General features: G+C 39.8%; 23 protein-coding genes. 3 read left to right on the plus strand and 20 right to left on the minus strand.

Annotated features, from left to right (window positions below):
• Positions 1–30: 30 nt before the first annotated feature.
• The 3 genes from G6R02_RS09810 to G6R02_RS09820 all read right to left on the minus strand — a co-directional run bounded on the left by G6R02_RS09810 (position 31) and on the right by G6R02_RS09820 (position 2,819).
• A complete protein-coding gene (locus G6R02_RS09810; RefSeq protein WP_164669047.1) occupies positions 31–360 on the minus strand; it encodes a hypothetical protein in 330 nt (109 codons plus the stop codon).
• A gap of 396 nt (positions 361–756) precedes the next feature.
• Positions 757–2,421 carry a DAK2 domain-containing protein gene (locus tag G6R02_RS09815; protein WP_164669048.1) on the minus strand — a complete coding sequence of 555 codons (1,665 nt, stop codon included), beginning with the start codon at positions 2,419–2,421 and terminating at the stop codon, positions 757–759.
• A gap of 35 nt (positions 2,422–2,456) precedes the next feature.
• On the minus strand, positions 2,457–2,819 hold the full coding sequence (locus G6R02_RS09820; protein ID WP_164669049.1) for an Asp23/Gls24 family envelope stress response protein: 363 nt from the start codon (positions 2,817–2,819) through the stop codon (positions 2,457–2,459).
• 233 nt (positions 2,820–3,052) lie between these two features.
• Here G6R02_RS09820 and rpmB point away from each other — a divergent pair, with 233 nt between their 5' ends.
• On the plus strand, positions 3,053–3,241 hold the full coding sequence (gene rpmB / locus G6R02_RS09825) for a 50S ribosomal protein L28 (RefSeq protein ID WP_072886868.1): 189 nt from the start codon (positions 3,053–3,055) through the stop codon (positions 3,239–3,241).
• A gap of 625 nt (positions 3,242–3,866) precedes the next feature.
• Here rpmB and spoVM read toward each other — a convergent pair.
• The 15 genes from spoVM to G6R02_RS09900 form a co-directional block, all read right to left on the minus strand.
• The gene (gene spoVM, locus G6R02_RS09830; RefSeq protein ID WP_164670369.1) at positions 3,867–3,950 is read right to left on the minus strand and encodes a stage V sporulation protein SpoVM; all 84 of its coding nucleotides are present in this window, start codon (positions 3,948–3,950) and stop codon (positions 3,867–3,869) included.
• A gap of 33 nt (positions 3,951–3,983) precedes the next feature.
• Positions 3,984–4,652: a thiamine diphosphokinase gene (locus G6R02_RS09835; protein WP_164669050.1), complete on the minus strand. Its 669-nt coding sequence runs from the start codon at positions 4,650–4,652 to the stop codon at positions 3,984–3,986.
• Between the two features lie 4 nt (positions 4,653–4,656).
• Complete coding sequence (gene rpe, locus G6R02_RS09840; protein ID WP_164669051.1) at positions 4,657–5,319, minus strand: ribulose-phosphate 3-epimerase; 663 nt, start codon at positions 5,317–5,319, stop codon at positions 4,657–4,659.
• A 1-nt stretch (position 5,320) separates the two neighbouring features.
• Positions 5,321–6,196: a ribosome small subunit-dependent GTPase A gene (rsgA, locus tag G6R02_RS09845; protein ID WP_164669052.1), complete on the minus strand. Its 876-nt coding sequence runs from the start codon at positions 6,194–6,196 to the stop codon at positions 5,321–5,323.
• Positions 6,197–8,197, minus strand: coding sequence for a Stk1 family PASTA domain-containing Ser/Thr kinase (gene pknB / locus G6R02_RS09850; RefSeq protein ID WP_164669053.1), 2,001 nt, complete (start codon positions 8,195–8,197; stop codon positions 6,197–6,199).
• Entirely contained in the window at positions 8,197–8,952 is a 756-nt protein-coding gene (locus G6R02_RS09855; protein WP_164669054.1) for a Stp1/IreP family PP2C-type Ser/Thr phosphatase, read from the minus strand. The genes pknB and G6R02_RS09855 overlap by 1 nt, the downstream gene beginning before the upstream one ends.
• Before the next feature lie 40 nt (positions 8,953–8,992).
• Positions 8,993–10,339 carry a 16S rRNA (cytosine(967)-C(5))-methyltransferase RsmB gene (gene rsmB, locus G6R02_RS09860; protein ID WP_164669055.1) on the minus strand — a complete coding sequence of 449 codons (1,347 nt, stop codon included), beginning with the start codon at positions 10,337–10,339 and terminating at the stop codon, positions 8,993–8,995.
• On the minus strand, positions 10,340–11,281 hold the full coding sequence (gene fmt, locus G6R02_RS09865) for a methionyl-tRNA formyltransferase (protein ID WP_164669056.1): 942 nt from the start codon (positions 11,279–11,281) through the stop codon (positions 10,340–10,342).
• 16 nt (positions 11,282–11,297) lie between these two features.
• Positions 11,298–13,706, minus strand: coding sequence for a primosomal protein N' (gene priA, locus G6R02_RS09870; protein WP_164669057.1), 2,409 nt, complete (start codon positions 13,704–13,706; stop codon positions 11,298–11,300).
• Complete coding sequence (coaBC, locus tag G6R02_RS09875; protein ID WP_164669058.1) at positions 13,703–14,911, minus strand: bifunctional phosphopantothenoylcysteine decarboxylase/phosphopantothenate--cysteine ligase CoaBC; 1,209 nt, start codon at positions 14,909–14,911, stop codon at positions 13,703–13,705. The genes priA and coaBC overlap by 4 nt, the downstream gene beginning before the upstream one ends.
• Before the next feature lie 92 nt (positions 14,912–15,003).
• Positions 15,004–15,207, minus strand: a complete 204-nt coding sequence (gene rpoZ, locus G6R02_RS09880; protein WP_164669059.1) for a DNA-directed RNA polymerase subunit omega — start codon at positions 15,205–15,207, stop codon at positions 15,004–15,006.
• Positions 15,204–15,824, minus strand: a complete 621-nt coding sequence (gene gmk / locus G6R02_RS09885; RefSeq protein ID WP_164669060.1) for a guanylate kinase — start codon at positions 15,822–15,824, stop codon at positions 15,204–15,206. Before gmk ends, rpoZ begins: the two co-directional genes overlap by 4 nt.
• 15 nt (positions 15,825–15,839) lie before the next feature.
• The gene (gene remA / locus G6R02_RS09890) at positions 15,840–16,100 is read right to left on the minus strand and encodes an extracellular matrix/biofilm regulator RemA (protein ID WP_164669061.1); all 261 of its coding nucleotides are present in this window, start codon (positions 16,098–16,100) and stop codon (positions 15,840–15,842) included.
• A 124-nt stretch (positions 16,101–16,224) separates the two neighbouring features.
• Positions 16,225–17,106 carry a YicC/YloC family endoribonuclease gene (locus G6R02_RS09895; protein WP_164669062.1) on the minus strand — a complete coding sequence of 294 codons (882 nt, stop codon included), beginning with the start codon at positions 17,104–17,106 and terminating at the stop codon, positions 16,225–16,227.
• Positions 17,107–17,200: 94 nt separating this feature from the next.
• Positions 17,201–19,855: a calcium-translocating P-type ATPase, SERCA-type gene (locus G6R02_RS09900; protein WP_164669063.1), complete on the minus strand. Its 2,655-nt coding sequence runs from the start codon at positions 19,853–19,855 to the stop codon at positions 17,201–17,203.
• 332 nt (positions 19,856–20,187) lie between these two features.
• Between G6R02_RS09900 and G6R02_RS09905 the strand changes: the two genes are divergently transcribed.
• Positions 20,188–21,897: an Rqc2 family fibronectin-binding protein gene (locus tag G6R02_RS09905; RefSeq protein WP_164669064.1), complete on the plus strand. Its 1,710-nt coding sequence runs from the start codon at positions 20,188–20,190 to the stop codon at positions 21,895–21,897.
• A gap of 267 nt (positions 21,898–22,164) precedes the next feature.
• Here G6R02_RS09905 and G6R02_RS09910 read toward each other — a convergent pair whose 3' ends face one another.
• Positions 22,165–22,596 (minus strand): organic hydroperoxide resistance protein, encoded by a 432-nt coding sequence (locus G6R02_RS09910; RefSeq protein ID WP_164669065.1) that lies wholly within the window; start codon positions 22,594–22,596, stop codon positions 22,165–22,167.
• A gap of 69 nt (positions 22,597–22,665) precedes the next feature.
• Positions 22,666–23,526 (minus strand): LysR family transcriptional regulator, encoded by an 861-nt coding sequence (locus tag G6R02_RS09915; protein WP_164669066.1) that lies wholly within the window; start codon positions 23,524–23,526, stop codon positions 22,666–22,668.
• Between the two features lie 115 nt (positions 23,527–23,641).
• On the opposite strand from G6R02_RS09915, the gene G6R02_RS09920 reads away from it, so the two are divergent.
• Positions 23,642–24,433 carry a class I SAM-dependent methyltransferase gene (locus G6R02_RS09920; RefSeq protein WP_164669067.1) on the plus strand — a complete coding sequence of 264 codons (792 nt, stop codon included), beginning with the start codon at positions 23,642–23,644 and terminating at the stop codon, positions 24,431–24,433.
• Positions 24,434–24,560: the final 127 nt, after the last annotated feature.

The raw sequence follows: 24,560 nt of genomic DNA on the forward strand, positions 1-24,560 counted from the left end.
CCTAACACAGAATTATCTCCTCCGAAATTATTACCAAATAAGAAGCCACCGTAATTCTATTACAGAAACACCTAAAGCAATAATTGCGGCTATAAGATGTAAAATAAAATACTTTCTTTTTCCCGTAACTAACATTTCTACGACACGAACAGTCCAAGATAACCCTAAAGATAGAGACATGGCAAAGGCTAATACATATGGAAGATCAGTTGAATCATTTGAATTTGCTAATGCCGAAGTGGATACAAATAAAAGTCGAATAGCAAAATAAAGCGTCAACAGTGAAAAAAGAACGTCTAAAATCAAAAACAGCTTATTTCTTTCTTTGCACTTTTCCTGGATTTTGCTGATCAGTTTCACTTCATCACTTCCCATTAAGAATCTTTTCTAGCAAAACTTTTTAAAGAAAACAGGTGGAGAAAAATATCGGAAGCGTTTCATTAGCAGTAATTAACTTTTCATTATGTAAATACGCTACTTTACTATATTGGTTTCATTGGTATTTAATAAAGGGCTGTTAATTGAATAATTTTTTGATTCTATATCTTCAATAAATTGTCTATTATAAATACACCGCCAAACATACTAAGATTAAAATGCCAAATACACTACTATCTCTTGAATATAAATTACTAATAAGGCACAGTCGAAACGTTTTCTGTGTTCCACTTGCTAATCAGCTAAGCCTTACAAAAAAATAACATATAAAAAATCCCGCACCACCTCTTCCAACGTGATACGGGATTACTTTACAAATTATTCAACTGAAAATATATACGAATAAATCGGCTGGTTACCATGGTGGACTTCAATTTCCACATCGTCGTACTTATCTTCTATATATTTCACGAGTTCTTCCACTTCTTCATCGGTTGCGTCTTCACCTTGTAAAATCGTAAGGATTTCATCATCTTCAGTAATCATCTCGTTAAGCAATGATTTAACTGTTTCCAGTTTATCCTGGTTGGATGAAGTTATTTTTCCATCTGCAATTCCCATAAAGTGGTCTTTTTCTATCGTAATACCGTCAATTTGTGTATCACGGACTGCATATGTAACCTGCCCCGTTTTAACTTCTTTACTTGCTTCTGCCATCGTTTCTTTGTTTTCCGTAATTGCTGCATCCGGATGGAATGCCAGCAATGCACTTATCCCTTGTGGAATCGTTTTTGTCGGTACAACTTCCGCACTCACTTCTGCCAGTTCAGCTGCTTGTTCAGCTGCCATAACAATATTTTTGTTGTTCGGCAAAATAAGTACATTTTTTGCATTTGCTATTTGAATGGCTTCTGCAATATCCTGAGTACTTGGATTCATTGTTTGCCCACCCTCGATCACTACTGTTGCCCCGAGGCTTTCAAATAAAGATTTCAATCCTGTTCCCATTGCAACGGTGACAATTCCATATTCCCCCTGTTCGGCAGGTGCAGATTTTTTATCATTATCACCGACAATTGCAGTATGCTGCTCACGCATATTCTCAATCTTCATATTCGTTAAACTGCCGAAGCGCTGCCCGAGAGTCATCACTGTACCAGGATATTCCGCATGAACATGGACCTTTACAATCTCATCATCAGAAACAACCAGCAATGAGTCGCCATGCTCACTTAGTTCGTCACGGAATGTCGCTTCATCAAATGGATTTTCCTTTAATTTTTCATCTTCAAATTTAACCATAAATTCAGTGCAGTAACCAAATTCGATCTCAGAAGTGTCCATAAAGTCCTGATTAATTTTATGATGTTCAGCGTTGACCATGTCTTCCATATCAACTGTATCGGAATCTTCTTCCGGAAGTTCTTCACCTTTTAGTGCAGCCAAAAAGCCTTCATAAATAGTCAGCAGTCCCTGACCACCTGAATCAACAACGCCTACCTCTTTTAAAACGGGTAAAAGATCCGGTGTCCTTCTTAACGATGCTTTTGCTTCTGCAACAACTTTTTCCATTAAAGCGATAACATCTTCTTCTTTTTTCGCTTCTTCAACTGCAGTATTTGCTGCATCCTTGGCAACAGTCAAAATTGTTCCCTCAACAGGCTTCATGACAGCTTTATATGCTGTATTCACACCGCTTTCAAAGGCATTAGCCAAATCTTTTGATGATACGGATTCTTTTGTATCCAGTCCTTTGGAGAAACCACGAAACAATTGGGATAAAATAACACCTGAGTTTCCTCTGGCACCCATCAGTAACCCCTTCGCAAATGCATTTGCAATTTCTGACACATTTTCACTGTTTAGTTTTTTTACTTCATTTGCACCGGAAGTCATGGATAAATTCATATTTGTTCCGGTATCACCATCAGGCACCGGAAATACATTTAGTGCATCTATTTTTTGGGCATTGTTCGTTAAATGGTGTGCTCCTGAGAGTACCATCTGTGTAAACGTTTTGCCATCCAACGATTGTACTGTCACAACTCTTCCTCCTTCATTACAACAAGCGGCAAGGATTAATCCTTTGCCACCCGGACTCCCTGAATATAAATATTAACGGAGTCAATAGCTAATCCAAGTGATTTATTTAGTGTGTATTTAACTTGTGATTGAACATTGTGTGCAACCTCGGAAATCTTTGTTCCATAACTGACAATGATGTACATGTCAATATGAAGATGATTGTCCTCCTGTCTGACAATGACACCTTTTGAAAAGTTTTCTTTACGAAGAATCTCAGCAATTCCATCTCTTATTTGGCTTTTAGATGCCATACCAACAATTCCATAGCATTCTACTGCTGCTCCACCTGCAATTGTAGATATGACTTCATTTGTAATCGTCACTTGACCATCATTCGTATTAAGTTCAATGGACATCATTATCCTCCTTTAATACCCACACATTATAAGGATATTTTACTATAGGCGCATACATTTTAAAAGCATATCACGTAATTATGTAAAAATTGTACCTTATAACCATGGAAGAAATATGTTCATCTGTCAAGCTATTTTTCTTGATATCCGTTTAAATAACAATTGCAATCGGTCGCTACTTATGATAAATTAGGTAAGTATTAAATGACACAAGTCAGAGTAGGAGGGATACCATGGCTAGAAAATGTGTTGTTACTGGACGTAAAACCCGCAGTGGAAATCAACGTTCTCATGCTATGAATTCCAACAAACGTAATTGGAAAGCTAATGTGCAAAAAGTTCGTATCATGGTAGATGGCAAACCGAAACGTGTTTACGTATCTGCTCGTGCCTTAAAATCAGGCAAAGTAGAGCGCGTATAAATATACCTGAAAAAAGAACAATCCAACATTAGTAAATGTATTAAAAGCATCCGATTTGGGTGCTTTTTTACGTTTCGCTATTACCGAATAAGTTATTACTATTAACGTGGAGTTGACATCGCGAACAAAAATCTTACTAGTATCCGTCGGGAAGGCGCATTCACCACACGGTTGGATTATGCCGGTTCTCTCCCGGGGCAATCGAACCCTCACTCACAAGGTCGACAAGTGCCCTGACGACGGAAAAAATCCAACGAATGGGTACTCATTCGCGTTATGAGTGACCTTCAGTGCACAAAATCGACGACGAAGGGCACTCATTCGCGATGTGAGTGCTAAACAGGGAACTGGGTGAGGAGTCCCTTGTGTGGTGAGGCTCGCAGTCCGGCGTTCAAAATAGCCCGAGACTTAAGATACGGGACTGTTTCCTGAATTAACCAGGATGAACAGCATAGTGTATTTTCCCAAGCAGAGTTATTGAACTCAAATTCAGCTCGCAGTTAAAAGAAGCTCCGTCATTTAATCTTATGTACTTTCACAAAAAAGGTATTAATAACCCGCAAGCTTCAACCTGTCCACTAAAAAAATAGCTTCTGCCAATAGTATTGACAAAAGCCAGATTCGATTATTTATCTTTTTTAAAAGTTCCGATCACAACACGAACAAATCCGCCGATAAACCTTGGGAGTTTAATAGTATAAAATTTCATGAGTTCTCCGCCTCCTCTGTTTACAAACAAAGCTTACATTGGAATCGCGCCAGATATAGCATCACGACTCTTTATTAGTAATAGTATGCCTTCTTCGTACGAAAAAGTACCATTATTTGAAAGAAGCTTGTTTGATATACAGAGAGTTGACCCCCAGGATACTGTCTGATCAGTTAGTGGATAATAAAATCCATTTAGTGTTAATCCTTTCACAAAACGGGAATACGGTACAAAGGAAATATTTGGATATTCGTCATTATGTGTAACGTTATATTCCCCCGGGAAAGTTAATTCAAGCTGATTTTGTTTATCAACAATAATTCCCTGAATCTGATGATTTACAATCGAAAAAAGTAATTGAATATTTATCAGTGCGTGGTCAAGGCGACCACCAGTTACCCCGAATAAATAGATTTTCTCAGGCTGCAAATCATATGCTTTGCCTAGAGCAATTTCCAAATCAGTCTGGTCCTTTTCAACGGGGTGAGCTTCAAAAGATTTTGCCCTTTGTTTAAGCCTTTGTTTTTCAATTTCGGTAATCGAATCGAAATCACCCACAGCATAATCAAGTTGCATGTTGTTATCTGCCAGTGTCAATGCACCTCTATCTGCACCAATCCATATATCGATTTCATTCCTGTAAACAGAAAGATCCGGAATTAGTGAAGAAGGTCCACCCCCGATTATCCCTATTCGTACCATAGCTCTATTTCCCCTGTTTCGCAGCCTGCTTGATATCATTCATTGCCTGCTGACGATTGGAATGTTTAAAAACAGCACTTCCGGCAACAAGCATATCTGCTCCGGCATCCGTACAAAGCTTTGCTGTATCAGCATTGACGCCGCCATCAACTTCAATTTCAAAGGTCAGATTATTTTCCTTCCTCCATGCAGAAATTTGTTCAATTTTTTGAACGGCATGATGGATAAATGATTGACCACCAAATCCGGGATTAACCGTCATGATTAAAACCAGGTCAACCTCATGCAGAATTTCCCTGATCATCTCCACTGGTGTTGAAGGATTAATAACCACCCCCGCCTTAGCTCCGGTGGATTTGATTAATTGAATTGTCCTGTGTAAATGCGGGCAAGCCTCCTGATGAACAGTAATAATCGATGCACCTGCCTCCGTAAACATTGGAATATACGCTTCCGGATTTTCAATCATTAAATGGACATCCAGCGGTAAATCTGTAACTGGTCTGATTGCTTCAACAATTAAAGGACCGATTGTAATGTTTGGAACAAAATGCCCGTCCATTACGTCAACATGGATATAATCCGCGCCGCCTTTTTCAACGTCCTTTATTTCATCGCCCAATTTTGCAAAATCAGCTGATAGAATGGATGGTGCTATTTTAACCATATTAATACCTCGGCTTTCTTGATTGTATTTCATTTAAAAAACTTAGATAATGTTCATACCTTTGTTCAGTTACCAAGCCATCATTTACTGCCTGTTTAACAGCACATTTCGGCTCCTTATTATGAAGGCATCCCCGGAATTTACAGTCGGGCTTTTGTTCACTTATTTCCGGAAAACATTCATCCAGTTCATTGGCCTCGATTTCTCTAAAATCGAGTGTACTGAACCCTGGTGTATCAGCGACAAGACCGTCACCAACTGTTATGAGTTCCACATGTCTTGTCGTATGCTTACCTCTTCCCAGACTTTTTGATATTTCTTCTGTTTTTAATTCCAGTGACGGGTTTATGGCATTTAAAAAAGATGATTTACCAACACCGGACTGCCCGGCAATTACAGATACATTATCGGTAAAATATTGCTTCAACCGGCTTAATTCATCTGTATTTTCCATGGAAGAGAGTAATTCCACCGGGTATCCTATTTCCTCATAGACCTGTTGAAAATGGGCAATCTTCTCCCGTTGCGTTTCCGGAATTATATCCTTTTTCGTAATAAAAATAACAGGTTTGATTCCCTTTGATTCAATCAGGATAAGAAATCGATCCAACAATAGTGGGTTAAAATCAGGCATCGTGGCAGAACTGACAATAATCGCCTGGTCAATATTCGCAACCGGCGGCCGGATCAGCTCATTTTTTCTTGATTTAATTTCAAGGATGTATCTCTCTTCAGGATCAAATTTCACAAAGTCCCCAACAAGTGGTGTGATGCTTTTTTTGCGAAAAACACCTCTGCCTCTGCATTGGTAAATTTGACCTTCAGCTTTTACATAATAGAATCCGCTTATTGCCTTAATTATTCTGCCATCTGCCATTTATTCACCTTCTTCATATGGAACTTTTTTATTATTGATAAATACTTTATCATCCCGGATAACCTGGTATTCTGCAACACTACCCGGGTTTATCGTTAATGTAATCTCATATTCTTTATCCTTTGTTATCGTATCGTTTATGGCCACATCTGAAATGGAACGGTTGGCATCTTCAATATAAATTTTAACCGACTGTTGAACAGGCTCATCCGGATTTTCTGATTGCTGTTCAGGCGGATCATAAGGAACAGTAAATGTTCTTGTTACATGTACTGGCGGCTTTTCCTCAGGACCTGTTGAGATATAAACGTCAACCTCATCCCCATCTTCCAGTTCAGTATATGGTACAGGATCCTGACGAATAACTTCTCCCTTGGGTACATCCTCTGAGTTTTCTTCGATGATATTTGCAGATAATTCCTGTTCTTCCAGATTGGAAATGGCTTCCTGTTCCGTCATGCCCTGCAAGTTTCTTACAGCGATCGGTTCAGGTCCCTTACTGATTTCAAAAGTAACTGCCGTCTCAGCCGGAATCACCTCTGAGCCTGATGAAGGCTGTTGTGAAAGGATTTCCCCTACAGGCCGATCAGAAAACACTTCTTCTCCAGTTACATCATCAAAGCCCTTATCTTCAAGTATTCGCTTGGTTTGGTCAAAATCGTCACCTATATAATCATCAAATTCTACTTTTTCTTTACCCTGACTAACAATCAATGTAACAGTATCTTCTTCTTTTACAGTATTACCTGCTTCCGGGTCTGTTTTGATTACAATCCCGTCTTCGATATCATCAGAATACTCTAGTTCACGATTCGTTTTTAAATTCAGATTCTGTAATTCAGCCATTGCCTGTTCATATTCCATCGACGATACATCTGGAATTTCAACGTCTTCGGGCTGTAAAAACTTCGGTACAACAAATAAAGCAGCTATGCCTGAAGCCAGTAAAGTAAATAAAACAATAAAGAAAATGAGCCATTTTTTATTTTTCTTTCGTTTTCCATTTTTCGTCTGATCTTTATTTTCCTCATTTGAATATGGAATCGTACTTCCGTTTGTCTGGTGAACAATCGTATCACCATTCGAATTATTCTGAAGCTGATTATCGGTTATGATTGGGATAGCTTTTGTCTCTTCACCTGCTTCATTAGGAGGCGTATATTTTTCCTCATCCATTCTGCTTGGATCAAGCGCCATTTCCAAAGCTTCTTCCATATCATACACCGTCTCATAACGATGAAAAGGATCCTTTGCTGTAGCTCTCAACACAATATTTTCGACGCTCTGCGGCACATTCGGATTAAAACGTTTTACAGACGGTGTATCATTCTGCAAATGTTTTAATGCGATGGAAACTGGTGACTGACCTGAAAATGGCAATCGTCCAGTCAGTAATTCGAAAAGAACAATCCCTAAGGAGTAGATATCGGATTTTTTGGTTGCCATTCCGCCTCGTGCCTGCTCCGGCGACAGATAATGAACAGAACCCAATATCGAATTCGTCTGTGTCAATGAAGTCGCACTCAATGCCACTGCAATTCCAAAATCAGTGACTTTGGCTTGCCCATATGTATCCATTAAAATATTCTGCGGCTTTATGTCTCTGTGAACGATGTCATTAGCATGTGCATGTGAAATGGCAGCTGTAATCTGCTTCATAATATCCAAAGCTTCGTGCACATCCACTGGACCGTAGCGCTGTATGTATTCTTTCAGTGTCATACCATCCACATATTCCATTACCATATATAAAATCTGATCTTCTTCCCCGACATCATAAATGTTGATGATATTCGGATGTGCCAGACTAGTTGCTGATTGTGCTTCACGGTCAAAACGGGCAATAAATTCCTCATCATTGGCATAATCAAGACGCAATACCTTTATGGCAACATCACGATTCAGGATAATGTCTCTCGCCAGATAAACATTAGCCATTCCACCGCCGCCAATCGTTTCATTAATCCGGTAGCGTTCATTTAACAGGTGACCTTTCAGCATTATGATTCACCTTCTTTCTCAGTGGAATCATGGTGTACAAATACAAGTGATATATTATCCTCCCCGCCTCGTTCATTTGCGAGGTCAATTAATTCTTTACCAGTTGTTTCCAATTCCTGATCTGTTCGGGTAAACTGTGATAATTCTTCATCTGACACTTTATTTGTTAATCCGTCTGAACACAATAACAGCTTATCGCCGGTTTCCCAGGTGATTGATTGCGTATCCGCTGCGACACTTTCTTCTGTTCCCAATGCTTTTAATAAAACATTTTTACGAGGATGCTGTTCCGCATCATCTTTACTGATCTGCCCGGAACGAACCAGCTCATTTACCAATGAGTGGTCCTCAGTAATCTGTTTGAACCCATTTTCATTTAAAAGGTAACAACGGCTGTCACCGATATGGGAAACGGTGACAAAATCATTTGTACAAATGGCGATAACGACTGTTGTGCCCATACCAAGACATTCTTCTTTATTTTTCGATTTTTCAAAGATAGCAGTGTTTATTTCGTTCAACGTTTCCAGTAACCAGGTTTCTGTCTTTTCAGGGGAAGTAACTTCATTACTTTCCTGCCATTTATCCTGGATAATTGATGTTGCCATTTGACTGGCCACATCACCAGCTTGATGTCCCCCCATACCATCGGCTACTATTGCAAGCATTTGGCCGTTCTGGTTGTAAGCTATCCCGCCGGAGTCTTCATTGTGATTTCTTATTTGACCCTGATCTGTAAAAAATTGACCTTTCATCCTATCACCCCTTAAAAGCAGTGCTGCACTTATAGTCTGATTAAACCTTTTTAAACCGTGTCAGGAAAAATCCATCTGTGTAAAACGTTTGCGGATAGAGTTGTAACCCATTTTCAGTTAATCCAGGTGAATTTTGTATCTTTGATGGCAAATCATCAAATAAGGAAGTGTCTAAGATGAAATCGGGATTATTCGCCAAAAAAGCTTGTACAACACCATCGTTTTCTTTTTTGTCCACGGTGCAGGTACTGTAAATTAATAGTCCACCCTTTTTTAATAACGGTGCAGTATTCTCAAGTATGTCTAATTGAATTTGTGATAAACGGGTAATATCCTCTTCCTGTTTATTATATTTTATGTCTGGTTTTCCCCGTATAACACCTAATCCTGAACATGGAGCATCAACAAGTATGCGATCAAAGCTTTCCTTGTCATGTAGTTGCTGCAGTTTCCTTGCGTCGCCTTTACTTGTACTGATAATAGTTAAATCAAGAATAGAAGCTTTATCATCAACCAGTCTCACCTTTTTGGCATGCAGATCATATGCAGTAATTGTCCCTTGATTCTCCATTTTTTCAGCAATGTGTGTTGTTTTTCCTCCAGGCGCACTGCAGGCATCCAAAACATCCATACCAGGCTGGGCTTTTAGCATTTCCGCCACCAGCATGGAGCTTTGATCCTGTATGGTTACATATCCTTCAGAAAATAATCGGCTTTTCAGTATGTTTCCTTTATCAATGATTATTCCTTGATTGGAGAATGCGGATACCCTTGTTTCAAAACCCAATTTTTCAAGCTCGTCCATTGCGGTTTCACGTGATATTTTTAATGGCTGGACACGGACAGATAATGCCTTTCTTTCCAGGTTAGCATGACACATATCACGGGTGATTTCATTGCCATACATTGAAATCCAGCGATTAACCAGCCATTCCGGATGACTTGTTTCAATCGAAATTCGTTTCGAAGCACTCTCAATTTTATTGATATCAGGAACACCTTTACGCTGCAGGCTCCTGAGTACTCCATTAACAAAAGAAGCAATTCCCTTGTGCCCCCGATGTTTTGCTATTTCAACTGCTTCATGGATAATTGCATGGTCCGGCACTTTATCCAGGAAAATCATTTGGTAGACAGACATTCTCAAAAGCATTCTAACCCACGGCTGGATTTTTTTCTTCTTATCAATAAAAGCATCCAAATAGTAATCAATTGTCAATTTTCGCTGAATCGTGCCGTAGACAATTTCAGTAAGAAGTCCTTCATCCCTTGATGCTATCTTCCGTGATTTAATTTCGTTATCAATCAGCAAGTTACTGTATCCACTGTCCTGTTCAATTCGTAACAGCAGATCAACAATTGCTTCTCTTACTTGAAAATCACTCATTTAATCACCCATTATAATGCCAGTTTTAATACGATCAGATGACCCCTGCAGGTATTGTTTGACCTTCATTCTCTTTTTACCTGCAGGCTGTATTTCAGTAACATGGATTGCTTTGTTATTGCCACACAATACCACAAAAGCTTCATTATCTAAAATACGTACAATTTCTCCTGGTTTCCCGCTGAATTCAGTATTATCCTTTTCAGCTCCCCAGATTTTCATAACTTTACCTTCATAGGTTGTAAATGCAACCGGCCATGGGTTTAATCCCCTGATATGATTATAGATGACATCATTACTCTTGTGCCAATCGATTTTTTCCTGTTCGCGCTTTATATTGGAAGCAAAGGTTGCTTCATTCTCATCCTGCCTTATTGGTTTTAGACGTTTTTCAAACAACTGCGGGAGCGTCTCCATTAATAGGTAAGCCCCGGCATCGGACAGTTTATCATGCAATGTTCCAACAGTATCATTTTCCGTAATAGGAACTGATTGTTGTGTCAGAATATCCCCGGCATCCAGTTTTTTCACCATATACATAATAGTAATACCTGTTTCCTTTTTCCCCTGCAAAATAGCGTAATGTATTGGCGCCCCACCTCTTAATTCGGGCAATAATGATGCATGTACATTAATACAGCCAAACTCTGGTGCTTCCAGGAGTGCGTCTGGCAAAAGCTGTCCATAAGCAGCCGTTACAATTAAATCCGGCTTAAAGCTAAGAATTTTCATGTATTCATCTTTTAATTTCTCTGGCTGAAACACGGGAATTTGATGTTTTTCAGCCTCCACCTTAACAGGTGATGGAGTTATTACTTTTTTTCTGCCTTTTGGGCGATCCGGCTGTGTTACTGCTAAAACTATTTCATATTCTGATTGTACTAGAGATTGTAAAATGGGTACTGAAAAATCCGGTGTTCCCATAAAAACGATTCGTTTCATCATCCAGTACTCCTTTCTACATCAATTGGTATGGTTGCATGTCGACGGCTATTTGCAGATCATTTTTTCGTATTTCTTCATCAAATTGCCGAATGACTTTTTTTATTAACGTTCTGAGTTGTGGTTCACTCTTATATTTTACCATGCATTGGTAGCGATATCTATCTTTCATTCGGGCTATAGGTGATGGTGTTGGTCCAAGAACAACTGTTTCATCCTTTATCTTATTCGACAATAACTGCACAATCCGTTGTGTCGTCTGTACCGCTGAAACATGATTCTGATGTGAAACAGTTATTAATGCCAGGAAAACAAATGGCGGATATTGAAAGGTTTTCCGCATACGCATTTCATTTTGATAAAACTGCGTAAAATCATAATTGCTTGCAAGTTCAATACTGTAATGTTCCGGAGTATACGTCTGGATGATTACTTCCCCTGGCAATTCATGTCGGCCAGCTCTCCCGCTAACCTGTGTCAGCAGTTGAAAGGTCTTTTCGGAAGAACGGAAATCAGGTAAATGCAGCATGGAATCCGCCGTTAGCACACCAACCAGTGTAACATTCTCAAAATCAAGCCCTTTGGCTATCATTTGTGTTCCCAGCAATATATCAGCCTCTTTATTGGCAAATCGACTGAGCAGTTTCTCATGTGCTCCTTTTCTTCTGGTTGTATCAACATCCATCCGGATAACACTTGCTTCAGGAATTAATTGTGTCAGCCCTTCCTCTATTCGTTGTGTACCAGTTCCGAAAAAACGAATTAAGTCACTGTTGCATGACGGACAATTTAATGGCATTGGTTCTTCGTATGAACAATAGTGACATTTTAATTGATTACTGTTTTTATGGTATGTAAGAGCAATATCACAATGTGGACACTCTTTTACATGGCCGCATTCCCGGCACATTACAAAGGTCGAATAGCCCCGACGGTTCAAAAGCAGGACTACTTGCTCACCCCGTTTTATGCATTGTTCTATTTTCTCTTTTAAACTGCGGGAAAACATCGACCGGTTGCCGGCATGCAGTTCGTTCCGCATATCAACAATATCAACCTTGGGCATGGCACTGTCATTGGTTCGTTTCGTTAATTCAGCCAATTTATATACCCCTTTTTGGGCACGGGCATAAGATTCGAGTGTTGGCGTTGCGCTGCCCAAAACAATCGGACATTGATGATTTTTACCACGGTATATGGCTACATCACGTGCATGATACCGTGGTTGGTCTTCCTGTTTATAGCTATTTTCATGCTCTTCATCGATGATAATAATCCCGATATTTTCAAAAGGAGCAAATACTGCCGAACGCGCACCGACAACTACCTGTACTTCTTTTCGGTGAATACGGCGCCATTCGTCGTATTTTTCTCCGTTAGATAATGCACTGTGCAATACCGCCACATTCGAACCGAACCTTCCCTTAAAACGCTTTACCATCTGTGGTGTTAGTGAAATTTCCGGAACAAGTACAATGGCTTCTTTTCCTTTTGCAATAACGTCCTGGATTGCCTGCAGATAAATTTCCGTTTTCCCACTGCCGGTTACACCATGCAGAAGAAAAACATCATGCTCCTCATCATTTATATGTTCCTTAATTGGAGTAATAGCCTGACTTTGTTCATCTGTCAGTTCCAAGCTTTTCGTCCTAGCAAAAGAATTATCGTCATACGGATTCCGATACATTTCTTTCCGGACTGATGCAAGCAAATCTTTATCCAACAAAGCTTTAAGCGTTGACCTGGTTGTGTGCATCTTTTTCATTAATACATTCTGTTCAATTTCTTCCGGATGATCGATGAAAAATGCAAGGATGTCTTTTTGCTTTTTTGCATTTTTTGACATTTCCTGGATTGCCTCATCCAATAAATGCGGCTCCCGCTTCGGCTTAATCATTGTTACATGTTTTTTGGTTTCCTTTGACTTTACCAAGTAGTTGACACTGATGTCGCCGTCCTGGATTGCTTTTTGAATCTTATAATAGCTGATTGGTGAGCCTTCCAGTTCCTCATAAGCTGCATAATCCCTGCCGGCAAAAAAAGATTCCAGTTCTTCTGACAGCTGTTCTTCATTCATTCGTACCAGTTCTTTTTTATACTGTGCCTTTAAAACTTGCGGAATCATTGCCTGATAAGCAGTTATGTACAAGCTTAACGTTTCATCCGCGAGCCACCTTCCCAAATCAAGTAACTCACCCGTAAGCACGGGGGTTAAGTCTAGAACGTCATGAATTTCCTTCAGTTTGTCAAACGAAGATTCAACTGTTCTTCCAACAACGAACCCCATTATTTTCCTGGGTCCAAACGGTACAATTACACGCATACCAGCTTTTAAGATGCTCTGGAACCGCTCGGGTATTTTGTAGTCAAATGTCTGGTTAATGGAGCTTGCCGGCACATCCACGATAACTTTTGCTATATTCACTTCGCTTCACCCTTCATGTCACGGGCAATAAACATCATAATTCTCCCGGCGATTTCATGCTTTGTTGCCAAAGAAATTTCTTCAGATTGCTGTAATTTATTCACGTACGTCACTATATTTGTATCACTGCCAAAGCCCGCTCCTTTTGCTGCAACATTATTGATGACGATTGCGTCCAGCCGTTTTTTCTGCAGTTTGGCTAGTCCATATTCAAGCGGATTTGTCGTTTCTGCTGCAAAACCTACCAGAAATTGGTGATCTTTTTTCTCAGCAAGTGACTGTATGATATCTTTCGTTCGTTCCATCTCGACCTGCCAGTCACCGGACTGCTTTTTCATTTTTTCATCGAAAACCTGTTTGGGACGATAATCGGCAACAGCTGCAGCCTTAATGACAATATCACTCTTCTGGAAATGATCCATCATCGATTCGTACATTTCTGCTGCACTCATAACGTCAATCCGGCTAATGTTTTTGTTAGATGTTTCAAGACTAACAGGACCGGTGACCAATGTTACGTCAGCTCCCATGTTTGCTGCCGCTTCCGCAAGTGCGAATCCCATTTTTCCGGATGATCTGTTTGTAAAGAATCGAACAGGGTCAACTTTTTCCCGTGTCGGACCTGCTGAAATCAACACCTTTTTTCCGGCAAACAACGCATTGTTGTCCTGATGTTTATCGATTACTGCAATAATACTCTCCGGTTCCTCCAGGCGGCCTTTTCCGACGTATCCGCATGCCAGATACCCCGCACCTGGTTCGATAAAGTTATATCCCCACTCATCCAGCTGTTTCATATTCGCGATAACTACAGGATGTGCATACATGTGTACATTCATCGCAGGGGCAATATAAACATCCGCCTGTGTAGCAAGTAAAGTTGTTGAGAGCATATCGTCGGCAATCCCATTTGCAACTTTTCCAATTATATTGGCTGTCGCCGGGGCAATAACTGTAATATCTGCCCAATCGGCTATATCAATGTGTGCAATTTTTGCCGGATCCTTTTCGTCAAATGTATCCGTATATACAGGGTTTCTTGATAAAGCCTGAAATGTCAGCGGTGATACAAACTTGGTTGCATTCTCCGTCATCATCACTTTCACATTTGCACCCTGCTGTGTTAATTTGCTTGTTAACGCACAGGCTTTGTACGCCGCAATACCGCCGGAAACCCCTAAAAGTATATTCTTATTATGTATCATGTTGAACCCCTCCCGACTCAACTAATAAAACTTCTACTATAGTTATAACACAAAACCCCCGCAAGTAAATGAACAGCGAGGGTATAACAGAATTAAATATTATCTTCTTTTACAAATAACTTCTCAGCCAGTACTTCTTCAAGTGCCTTCCCAACATACTTATGCGATTTTGGGTTATCGACTAAGACTTTATTCGTTTCACGTATTTGCCGTGCTCTTCTGGCTGATAATGTTACAAGTGTGTACTTTGATTTGATTTTTTTCTGCAACTCATCAATTGATGGTTCTAACATCATGACATCTCATCCTCCAATAACTGTTTATATTGTTTTGCAATTCTTTCCCGTTTGCAGTGCTCGCTTTGGATAATCGATTGGATCTTTGTAACAGCCGCATTCACATCATCATTAACGACGACATAATCGTAAGCATCCATCATTTCGATTTCTTTTCGTGCTTCACGCAGCCGCTGTAAAACCAGTTCCTGTGTCTCTGTGCCACGATTAACGATTCGATTCTTTAATTCCTCAAGACTTGGCGGGAATAAGAAGATAAATACACCTTCCGGGAAATTTTCTTTCACCTGTAAGGCGCCCTGAACCTCAATTTCAAGGAAAACATCGAGACCAGCAGCAAGTGTGTCTTCAACATATTCCCTTGGTGTTCCATAATAATTATTGACAAATTGAGCATATTCCAACAGTTGTTTCTGCTCTATCATTTCTTCAAATTCTTCTTTTGTTTTATAAAAATAGTCAACACCATCTGTTTCACCCGGACGTCTTTCTCTCGTTGTCATGGAAATTGAATATTTCAGGTCATTCGCTTTATCAAACAGTTCCCGTCTGACCGTTCCTTTCCCTACACCTGATGGACCGGATAGTATAAATAATATACCTTTTTCTTCAATCAAAATGGCTCCTCCTAGTTATTCATCTGAAATTTCTTCATGACTTATAACACGTTGCCCAACAGTTTCCGGCTGAACAGCAGATAAGACGACATGATCGCTGTCTGTGATGATTACTGCTCTGGTACGTCGTCCGTATGTAGCATCCACTAATTTATTGTTATCACGTGCAACAGTTATAATTCGCTTAATTGGTGCTGATTCCGGTGACACAATCGAAATAACCCGATTGGCAGAAACAACATTCCCAAAACCTATATTGATTAAACGTAAACTCAAATTGGCTCCCCCTTAATTGTTCTAATCTTGCAGTATGTCTATTTTTATTAAATCTGTTACTAGTTTAGATACTGTTAATATAATACGACTATTATAAGAAAAAAGGAATGCAAAATTCAAATGTTTACTCTATATTTTGAATTTGTTCTTTCATTTTCTCAATATCACTTTTTAATTTAACGATCCACTCGCTAATTTTGGCATCGGTCGACTTTGATCCGATTGTATTCGCTTCCCGATGCATTTCCTGAATATTAAAATCCAATTTCCTGCCAATTGCTTCCTGCATCTCAATCGTTTCAGAAAAATGATCAATATGACTAAGTAGCCGTGTGATCTCTTCCGTAATATCACCTTTTTCTGCCAGCAATGCAATTTCCTGGTGCATCCGTGCCTCATCAATGATAGCATTCTCACCGATATAGTTGTCAATGCGTGCCTGAACACGCTCGCGATACTCCCGGATTACATATTCACGACGGGTCTGTAATTGCTGGACTGTTTCCCTAATCCGTTCCATTCTGGTATTCAAATCTTCCAAAAGAAATCTTCCTTCTTCTTGCCTCATGGATCTAACCCGTTCACACGCACGTTTCGTTCCGGCGACAATTAAATCATTCAAGTCATCAGGCTGATTTTCTTTCTCGTGTACTGAAAATAAATCGAGAAAGTTTGATATGATTGTGATCGGAATTTCTCCAGAAAGATCATAGCGTGATTTTGCTCTTCTTATTTCTTCTATGTATTGGTCCATCAGGTTCGAATCTGTTAGTAACTCTTTTTCAACTAGACTATTTCCATCAATATTAAGAAACACTTCCAATCTGCCACGATGGAAGTATGATTGTATGATCCGTTTTATTTTATCTTCTAAAAACAATAAGGAACGGGGCATCTTCGCAGAAAAATCTAAAAAGCGATGATTCACACTGCGGATTTCAACTGTTATCGTAGTTTCATCAAAAGAAATTACATCACGTCCATATCCTGTCATGCTTTTTACCATATTATCACACCTATTGTGAATTTGACCTACCTAATTATAGCAATGATTCGTACAAAATAAAAACCCTTCCTTTAAATAAAGAAGGGTTTTTATATTACTTTTTCGTAAAGCCGAATAAAACAGTTGGTAATGCACTTAATACAAGGATAAGCATCCAATCTCTGATACTTAAAAAAGTAGTATGGAAGATTGGCTGCAATGGTTCCCAATAGATTACCACCAGTAGTAACAGAAGTGATGACAGAACCGCAAGAACCAGATATTTGTTTTCAAATGGGTTGCGAGAGAATATGGAATGTTCACTTCGGCAATCAAACACATGAATTAATTGCGCCATTACCAGTGTAGTGAAAGCGACAGTCTGTCCATAAATCAGATTGTCAGGATTCCCCTGATAAGCCATCATGAAGGCTACCAATGTAAATACCCCGATTAAAAGTCCCCGGCTGACTATTTTAAATCCTAATCCTCTGGCAAATACACCCTCACGCGGATTTCTCGGTCCCCTTTTCATCACATCATCTTCAGACTGGTCCAGCCCCAGGGCCATAGCCGGGAGACCATCCGTTACCAGGTTCACCCATAATATTTGAACAGGTACTAGTGGCAATGGCATCGCTAATAACATCGCAAATAACATTACCAGAATTTCACCGACATTTGATGCAAGTAAATAGCGAATAAACTTACGGATGTTTTCATATATATTCCGGCCTTCCGTAATGGCCGTTTTTATAGTTGCAAAATTATCATCCATCAGAATCAGTGAAGATGCTTCTTTTGTTACATCTGTTCCGCTTCTTCCCATACTTACACCGATATCACTTGCTTTAATCGCCGGTGCATCATTCACGCCATCTCCAGTCATCGCAACAATATGTCCTTCTTCCTGAAATGCTTTGACAATCTTTAATTTATGTTCCGGGGTAACCCGGGCAAATACGTAAACCTGATCAATTACATCACGAAGCTCTGAAACTGACATTTGATTCAGTTGATAGCCATCCAGCACCATCCCATTTTCCGGCAGGAGGTTCAGATTAGTCGCTATTGCACGGGCAGTTTTTTCATGATCACCGGTAATCATTACTGTTTTTATACCAGCTTCCCGGCACTCTTCAATTGCTGCTTTCACTTCTTTTCTCGGAGGATCCATCATCCCGTACAATCCGACAAACGTTAAATCTTTTTCCAATGATGCCGTGTTAAGCGGATCGTCCTTTTGAATCGGCTTCATTCCTACAGCCAATGTACGTAATGCTTTCTGTGCCATATCATTAATCTTATTATCGATTTTTTCCTTTTCCTCGGACCGCAACAATTTTCGACCGGAATCGCCCAACACAAATGTGGAGCGTGGCAGCAGTACTTCCGGTGCACCTTTCGTGATTAAAAAACGCATATTATTTTCATCTTCCACAATCATGCTCATTCGCTTTCGATCAGAATCGAACGGTATCTCTTTTATAATTCGAAAATTATCGTTAGTCTTCGGAGACAAACCAATTTTTCTGGCGGCTACAAGAAGCGCCCCATCAGTTGGATCTCCATCAACATAATATTTACCTTTCTTCACCTGCAGTGAAGCATTATTACATAGCATGCCGTATAAAAGCATTGATTCAAGGTTGGGAAAGTCACGGTCTACCTTTTCCTTATTGAAAAAATAATTGCCCTGTACATCATACCCGTCACCGGTAACATACAAATCCTGTCCGTTAACAAAAATTTCTTTTACCGTCATCTGATTTTCAGTCATTGTCCCGGTCTTGTCCGAACAAATCACCGATGCACATCCCAGAGTTTCCACCGCTGACAACTTGCGGACTATCGCTCTTTTCTTAATCATCCGCTGAACGCCAAGTGACAGTGAAACCGTAACAATGGCCGGCAACCCTTCTGGTATTGCTGCAACTGCCAACGATACCCCGGCAAGAAACATATTATAAATTGGGTGTCCCTGATAAACCCCTGCAAGTACAACTAAAGCAGTCAGGACTAATGCAACGGCAATCAGAATTTTCCCTAGTTCAGCAAGCTTATATTCCAGTGGTGTAACCGTCTTCTTCGTTTTGACCATTAATGAAGCAATTTGTCCCATCACCGTATCCATACCGGTGCCGACAACAATTCCAGTGCCTGATCCCCTTGTAACCAGAGTGCCCATGAACCCCATATTGACCTGATCCTGGGCGTCGAGTGAGTCCTTTTCAATGGCAGAGGCATGCTTCATTACAGGAAGTGACTCACCGGTCAAAGCAGATTCCTCTGTTTCCAGGCTGTTCGATTTCATAATTCGCATGTCTGCAGGAATACGGTCCCCACTATTTATGCGGACAACATCACCTACGACAACATCTCCCGATGGAATCTTCTCCCATTTGCCTTCGCGAAATACATTCGCAACAGGAGCGGACATCTCTTTAAGTTTAGCAAGTGATTTTTCCGCCTTTTGTTCCTGAAAAAAGCCGAGAAAGCCATTTACTAAAACGATTACCATAATGGCGATAGCATCAACATATTCACCCAGCAGCCCGGCAATTAATGTAGCAGCAAGCAAAACCAGTACCATAAAGTCCTGAAATTGCTTAAGGAAAATCAGCCATTTTGAAGTATTCTTTTCGGATTCCAATCTATTTGGCCCAAATTGTTTGCGCCGTTGCTCCACTTGTTTTTCACTGAGTCCTCGCCTTGTGGTCACATGTAATTTTTGTTCAACAAGATCTGCATCCAACTGATACCATTTCATCTGCATTCCTCCGCACAATATTTGAACGTAATACTTATATCGATATCTATGCAGACCCGTCCCAAAAAATGCTATAATTGATGGAAAAGCGGAGACGACTGTTCAGCGACGTACTCACTGGACTGCTTCGACTGAGATAAAGGAAACATGCCCCTGCATCAGGGGTATGCCGACGTTGGCCGCAAAGGCCGGTTTTAGTCGGCCTACCTTCACCTTGCGAATCGATGTTGACTTATCGTAGGGAGAAGTCAGGAAGTCCGCTAGTCGCTAGGAGTTGGAGCTAGACAGGAAAAGCCGAAGTGCCCGGTTAGAAAAGAAAGTAAGGTGATCATATGCCATTTGATGGAATCGTAACACGAGCGGTAACAAATGAATTAAACGAAAAAATTATTCCCGGAAAAATCACAAAGATATATCAGCCAACAACTACGGAACTTGTTTTTACAATACGGAGCCAAGGCCGAAATCATTCTTTGCTGCTGTCTATTCATCCCGTTTATGCACGTTTACACTTAACGGGTGATTCGTATAAGAATCCAAAAGAACCCACGATGTTTTGCATGCTGCTGAGAAAATATCTTTCAGGAGCAATAGTCGACTCCATTGAGCAGTACGGACTTGAACGAATTGTTACCTTTTCCATTCAATCACGAAATGAGATCGGTGATATTACAACTAAAAAGCTTATAATTGAATTAATGGGAAAGCATAGCAACATTATGCTGGTTGACGGTGATGAGGGTCATATTCTTGATAGCTTAAAACATGTACCTGTTTCGCAAAATCGCTATCGGACTATCCTTCCAGGACACGAATATAAACTCCCGCCAAGTCAGAATAAGCTTAATTTGTTGGATATCGACGGCGAGACATTTGTCAGGAAGCTTGATTTCAATGCCGGGAAGATGGATATGCAAATTGTTCATACACTAGTAGGTGTTTCACCTTTAATTGCCAAAGAAATTGTGCATAAATCAAGGCTTGGGGAGACAGGCATCTATAAAAGGAGTTTTGAGGAAGTACAGAATCTGGTACAGTATAACGACTACACACCATCTATTTACAGGCACAAAAAAGAGCAATTTCACGTACTCCCGCTTACTTTTCTCGAAGGAGATACAGAGGTTTTTTCGGAAACAAATGAGATGCTTGACCGCTTTTATTCAGGTAAAGCTGAACGTGACCGTGTCAAACAGCAGGCCAAAGATCTCTACCAATTTATCAAAAATGAGAAAGATAAAAATGAACGGAAACTTAAAAAACATGAGAAGACAATTAAAAAAGCCGAAAGTGCGGATCGCTTTCAACATCTTGGTGAGTTGTTAACGGCACATATGCACATGGTCAAGCATGGGGATGAAGCAGTAACAGTAATAGACTATTATGATCCGGAACAGAAAGAAATAATAATTGAATTAAATCCCAATAAAACACCAAGTGAAAACGCTCAGGGATACTTTAAGACATATCAAAAATTAAAAACTTCCAGACAGAAAGTAAAACAGCAAATTAAGAAAGCAAACAATGAAATTACCTATTTGGAACAACTACTGCAACAAATAGACACTGCACGCGAAGATGATATTGAGGAAATTCGTGATGAACTTCGCGAAGAGGGCTATCTGAAAAAGCAGAAGCAGGGTAAGAACAAAAATAAGCAATTGAAGCCTAATCCGGAAAAATATACTGCTTCAGATGGAACGTCAATACTTGTTGGAAAAAATAATAAACAAAATGAATATGTAACGACGCGACTTGCACACCGGGATGATATCTGGCTCCACACGAAAGATATTCCTGGTTCACACGTTGTTATCCGTGATAAAGATCCTAGTGAGGATACAATGCTTGAAGCGGCACAACTGGCAGCATATTTCAGTAAATCCAGACAGTCTTCATCAGTCCCTGTTGATTATACAAGAATACGCCATGTTAAAAAGCCGAACGGTGCAAAACCTGGATATGTAACGTATGATAATCAGAAAACATTATTTGTTACTCCTGAACAAGCAATTGCCGAGAAACTGAGAAATGGAAAATAGTCACTTATGATGGGAAAACTATTTACCCGGACATATATTCCGCTATTTGTAGTAACTACAGTGTTTTTAAAAAGTTCACGGACATTTGTTCCGTTATTGGTCAAGAAAAGAAGCAATTTCCTGAGATTTTGACTGAATAACGGTAAATATGTCCGCCAAACCGTTGAAAGCCGTGTTATTTCGCAAAATAGTGGTAAATATGTCCTCCAACAACACCAAAAATGCTTGAAGACGACCTTCAAAATCGCCTTCAAGTATTTTTATATTTTAGCTAGGCTTCTCAACTGCACGAGGATTTAAAGCAACCTCGATATTCCCTCTTGTTGCTTTTGAGTATGGGCAAACCTGGTGGGCACCTTCTGCTAATTCCTCTGCCTCTTCCGGGCTCACACCTTCAATTTTAATGTTTAGCGTAACTTCAAGTTTAAAACCGTCATCTTCCGGATCTTTGCAAAGACTTACCTCTGCAGTAGTTTCTGAGTCTATTTTTTTCTTTTGCTGTGAAGCAACCAAATTCAATGCGCTATCAAAACAGGCCGAATATGCTGCAGCAAAAAGCTGTTCAGGGTTTGATGCTTTATCTTCTTTATTATCTGAAGGATTAGCCAGTTTAAAATCAATTAATCCATCATCTGACCTGACATGTCCATCTCTTCCGTTTTGTGCAGTGGCTTTTGAAGTGAAAAATACTTCACTCATTTTATCTACACTCCTTTAAAGACAAGTATATAAATATGTTCCTCCCCTTTTTTATTTTTAAACATACATCTACTGAAACTTTTGATTCAATAAAGCAGTGATAAAATGGTCAACCTGTGGTAATTTACGGGTACCATCCTGATAACATACCCAAGTATCCCTGGTAACACGTTCTCCGTTCAGGTTCATTGGTATATTTGCATAGTCATCCATCATGGAATCGGAAACACTCTTTGGTAATACAGCCATCCCCAGACCTTCCTTCATGAACTGTTTGCACGTTTCAATCTGGTCAACCCGGAGCATTTTCAGCGGTTTAATCTGGTCCTGATGATGATAAAGCCAATTATCCACCTGTTCATGCATACTGTCGTCACTCTTAAATGAAATTAACGGGCGTTCTTTAATTTTATCTTCCGGAAAGGGCTCAGTATCAAAAATATACAACGGATCTTCAAACAGTTTTGTTGAAATGCTTTCTTTTAATTTTTCACCCCGGATAATGCAGACATGATAATTCTTATGATTCTTTTTTATACCTTCACTTATTCCGGTAACCAAATCAATAGCAACTTTAGGATACTTCTTCGTATATTCAGCCAGTATAGACGGCAAAAAACGTTGACTGACAAGCGATGAACACGCGATTGACAGTGTTCCCTGGACTTCTTCACTTGACCGAGCAAGCGAATTCTTTATCCCCTGTTCATGGACAATCACTTCTTTTGCATGGTCCAGAATCATTTCACCTGCGGGGGTAAGCACCAAACTTTTTGATGTACGAATAAAGATTGGCTGACTGAAATATTCCTCAATATATTTAAGTCTTTGTGTAACTGCCGGCTGGGAGATTAAAACTGCCTTGGCGGTGCCGCGAATCGTTCCTATTTCATTTAGCTTTAAAAGTAATTCATAATCTTCTATTTTCATGTAACCATCCTAGTCAATAAGTATAATTTATCACCTATGATTATAAACCAATATTATACTTATTGCATAGTAGTATGTATGATATATAGTAAACAAGGAAACGAAGGTGATTACTTTGAATGAAAAAGAGAGTGTGAAACGTGTTTTTTCGAAAAGTAAACATGACTACGTGACAAGTTCAACGCATTCAACAGGCAGTGATTTAGCTTTGATGGTCGAGTGGTTAAAACCTGAATCCACTATGACAGTCCTGGACATTGCAACAGGCGGCGGTTATGCTGCAAAAACACTAGCGAATCATGTGGATAAAGTAATTGCCACAGACATCACTGAAGAAATGCTTACTAACACTGCACAACATCTGAAGTCTCACCAAAATATCAGCTATACTGTTGCTGATGCTGAGGATTTACCGTTTAAAAATAATTCGTTTGATATTATTACATGCCGAATCGCAGCACACCATTTTCCGAATCCTGAACATTTTGTCAGAGAGGTTAGCCGGGTCCTTAAAGCTAATGGACAATTTTTGCTTATCGATAACATTTCACCGGAGGACATCTCTCTGGATAAATTTATAAACAAGCTCGAAAGGATGAGAGATTATAGCCATTTCCGATCATATTCCATATCGGAATGGAGAAATCTATTCGCTAATCAAAATTTACGGATACTAAAAGAGAATACGAGGAAGAAGAGGTTACCATATCATGAATGGGTACATCGAACCTTGGACGATGAGGAAGGCATACAAAAAGTTGATGCGTTAATTTTAGAGGCCACAGAATCGGTACATGATTATTTTCAAATAAAGATTGAAAATAACCGCATAGCTTCGTTTGCTATTGATGAATGGATGGTATTAAGCCAAAAGAGTAGGAATAATATCCAGAATAATGGATCCTAATCCATTTAAAAGAGGCTGGGACAAAACAAAAAAGTGTTGCCAAAAGACGAACAATGCATGGGGATAGCGGGGGGGAATATACGTAGACTCCTGGGGGAGGAAAGGCATCGGTGAGACTCCGAAGTGC

The sequence above is a fragment of the Virgibacillus doumboii genome (assembly GCF_902806455.1).
In the GTDB taxonomy this organism is placed as follows: domain Bacteria; phylum Bacillota; class Bacilli; order Bacillales; family Amphibacillaceae; genus Lentibacillus; species Lentibacillus doumboii.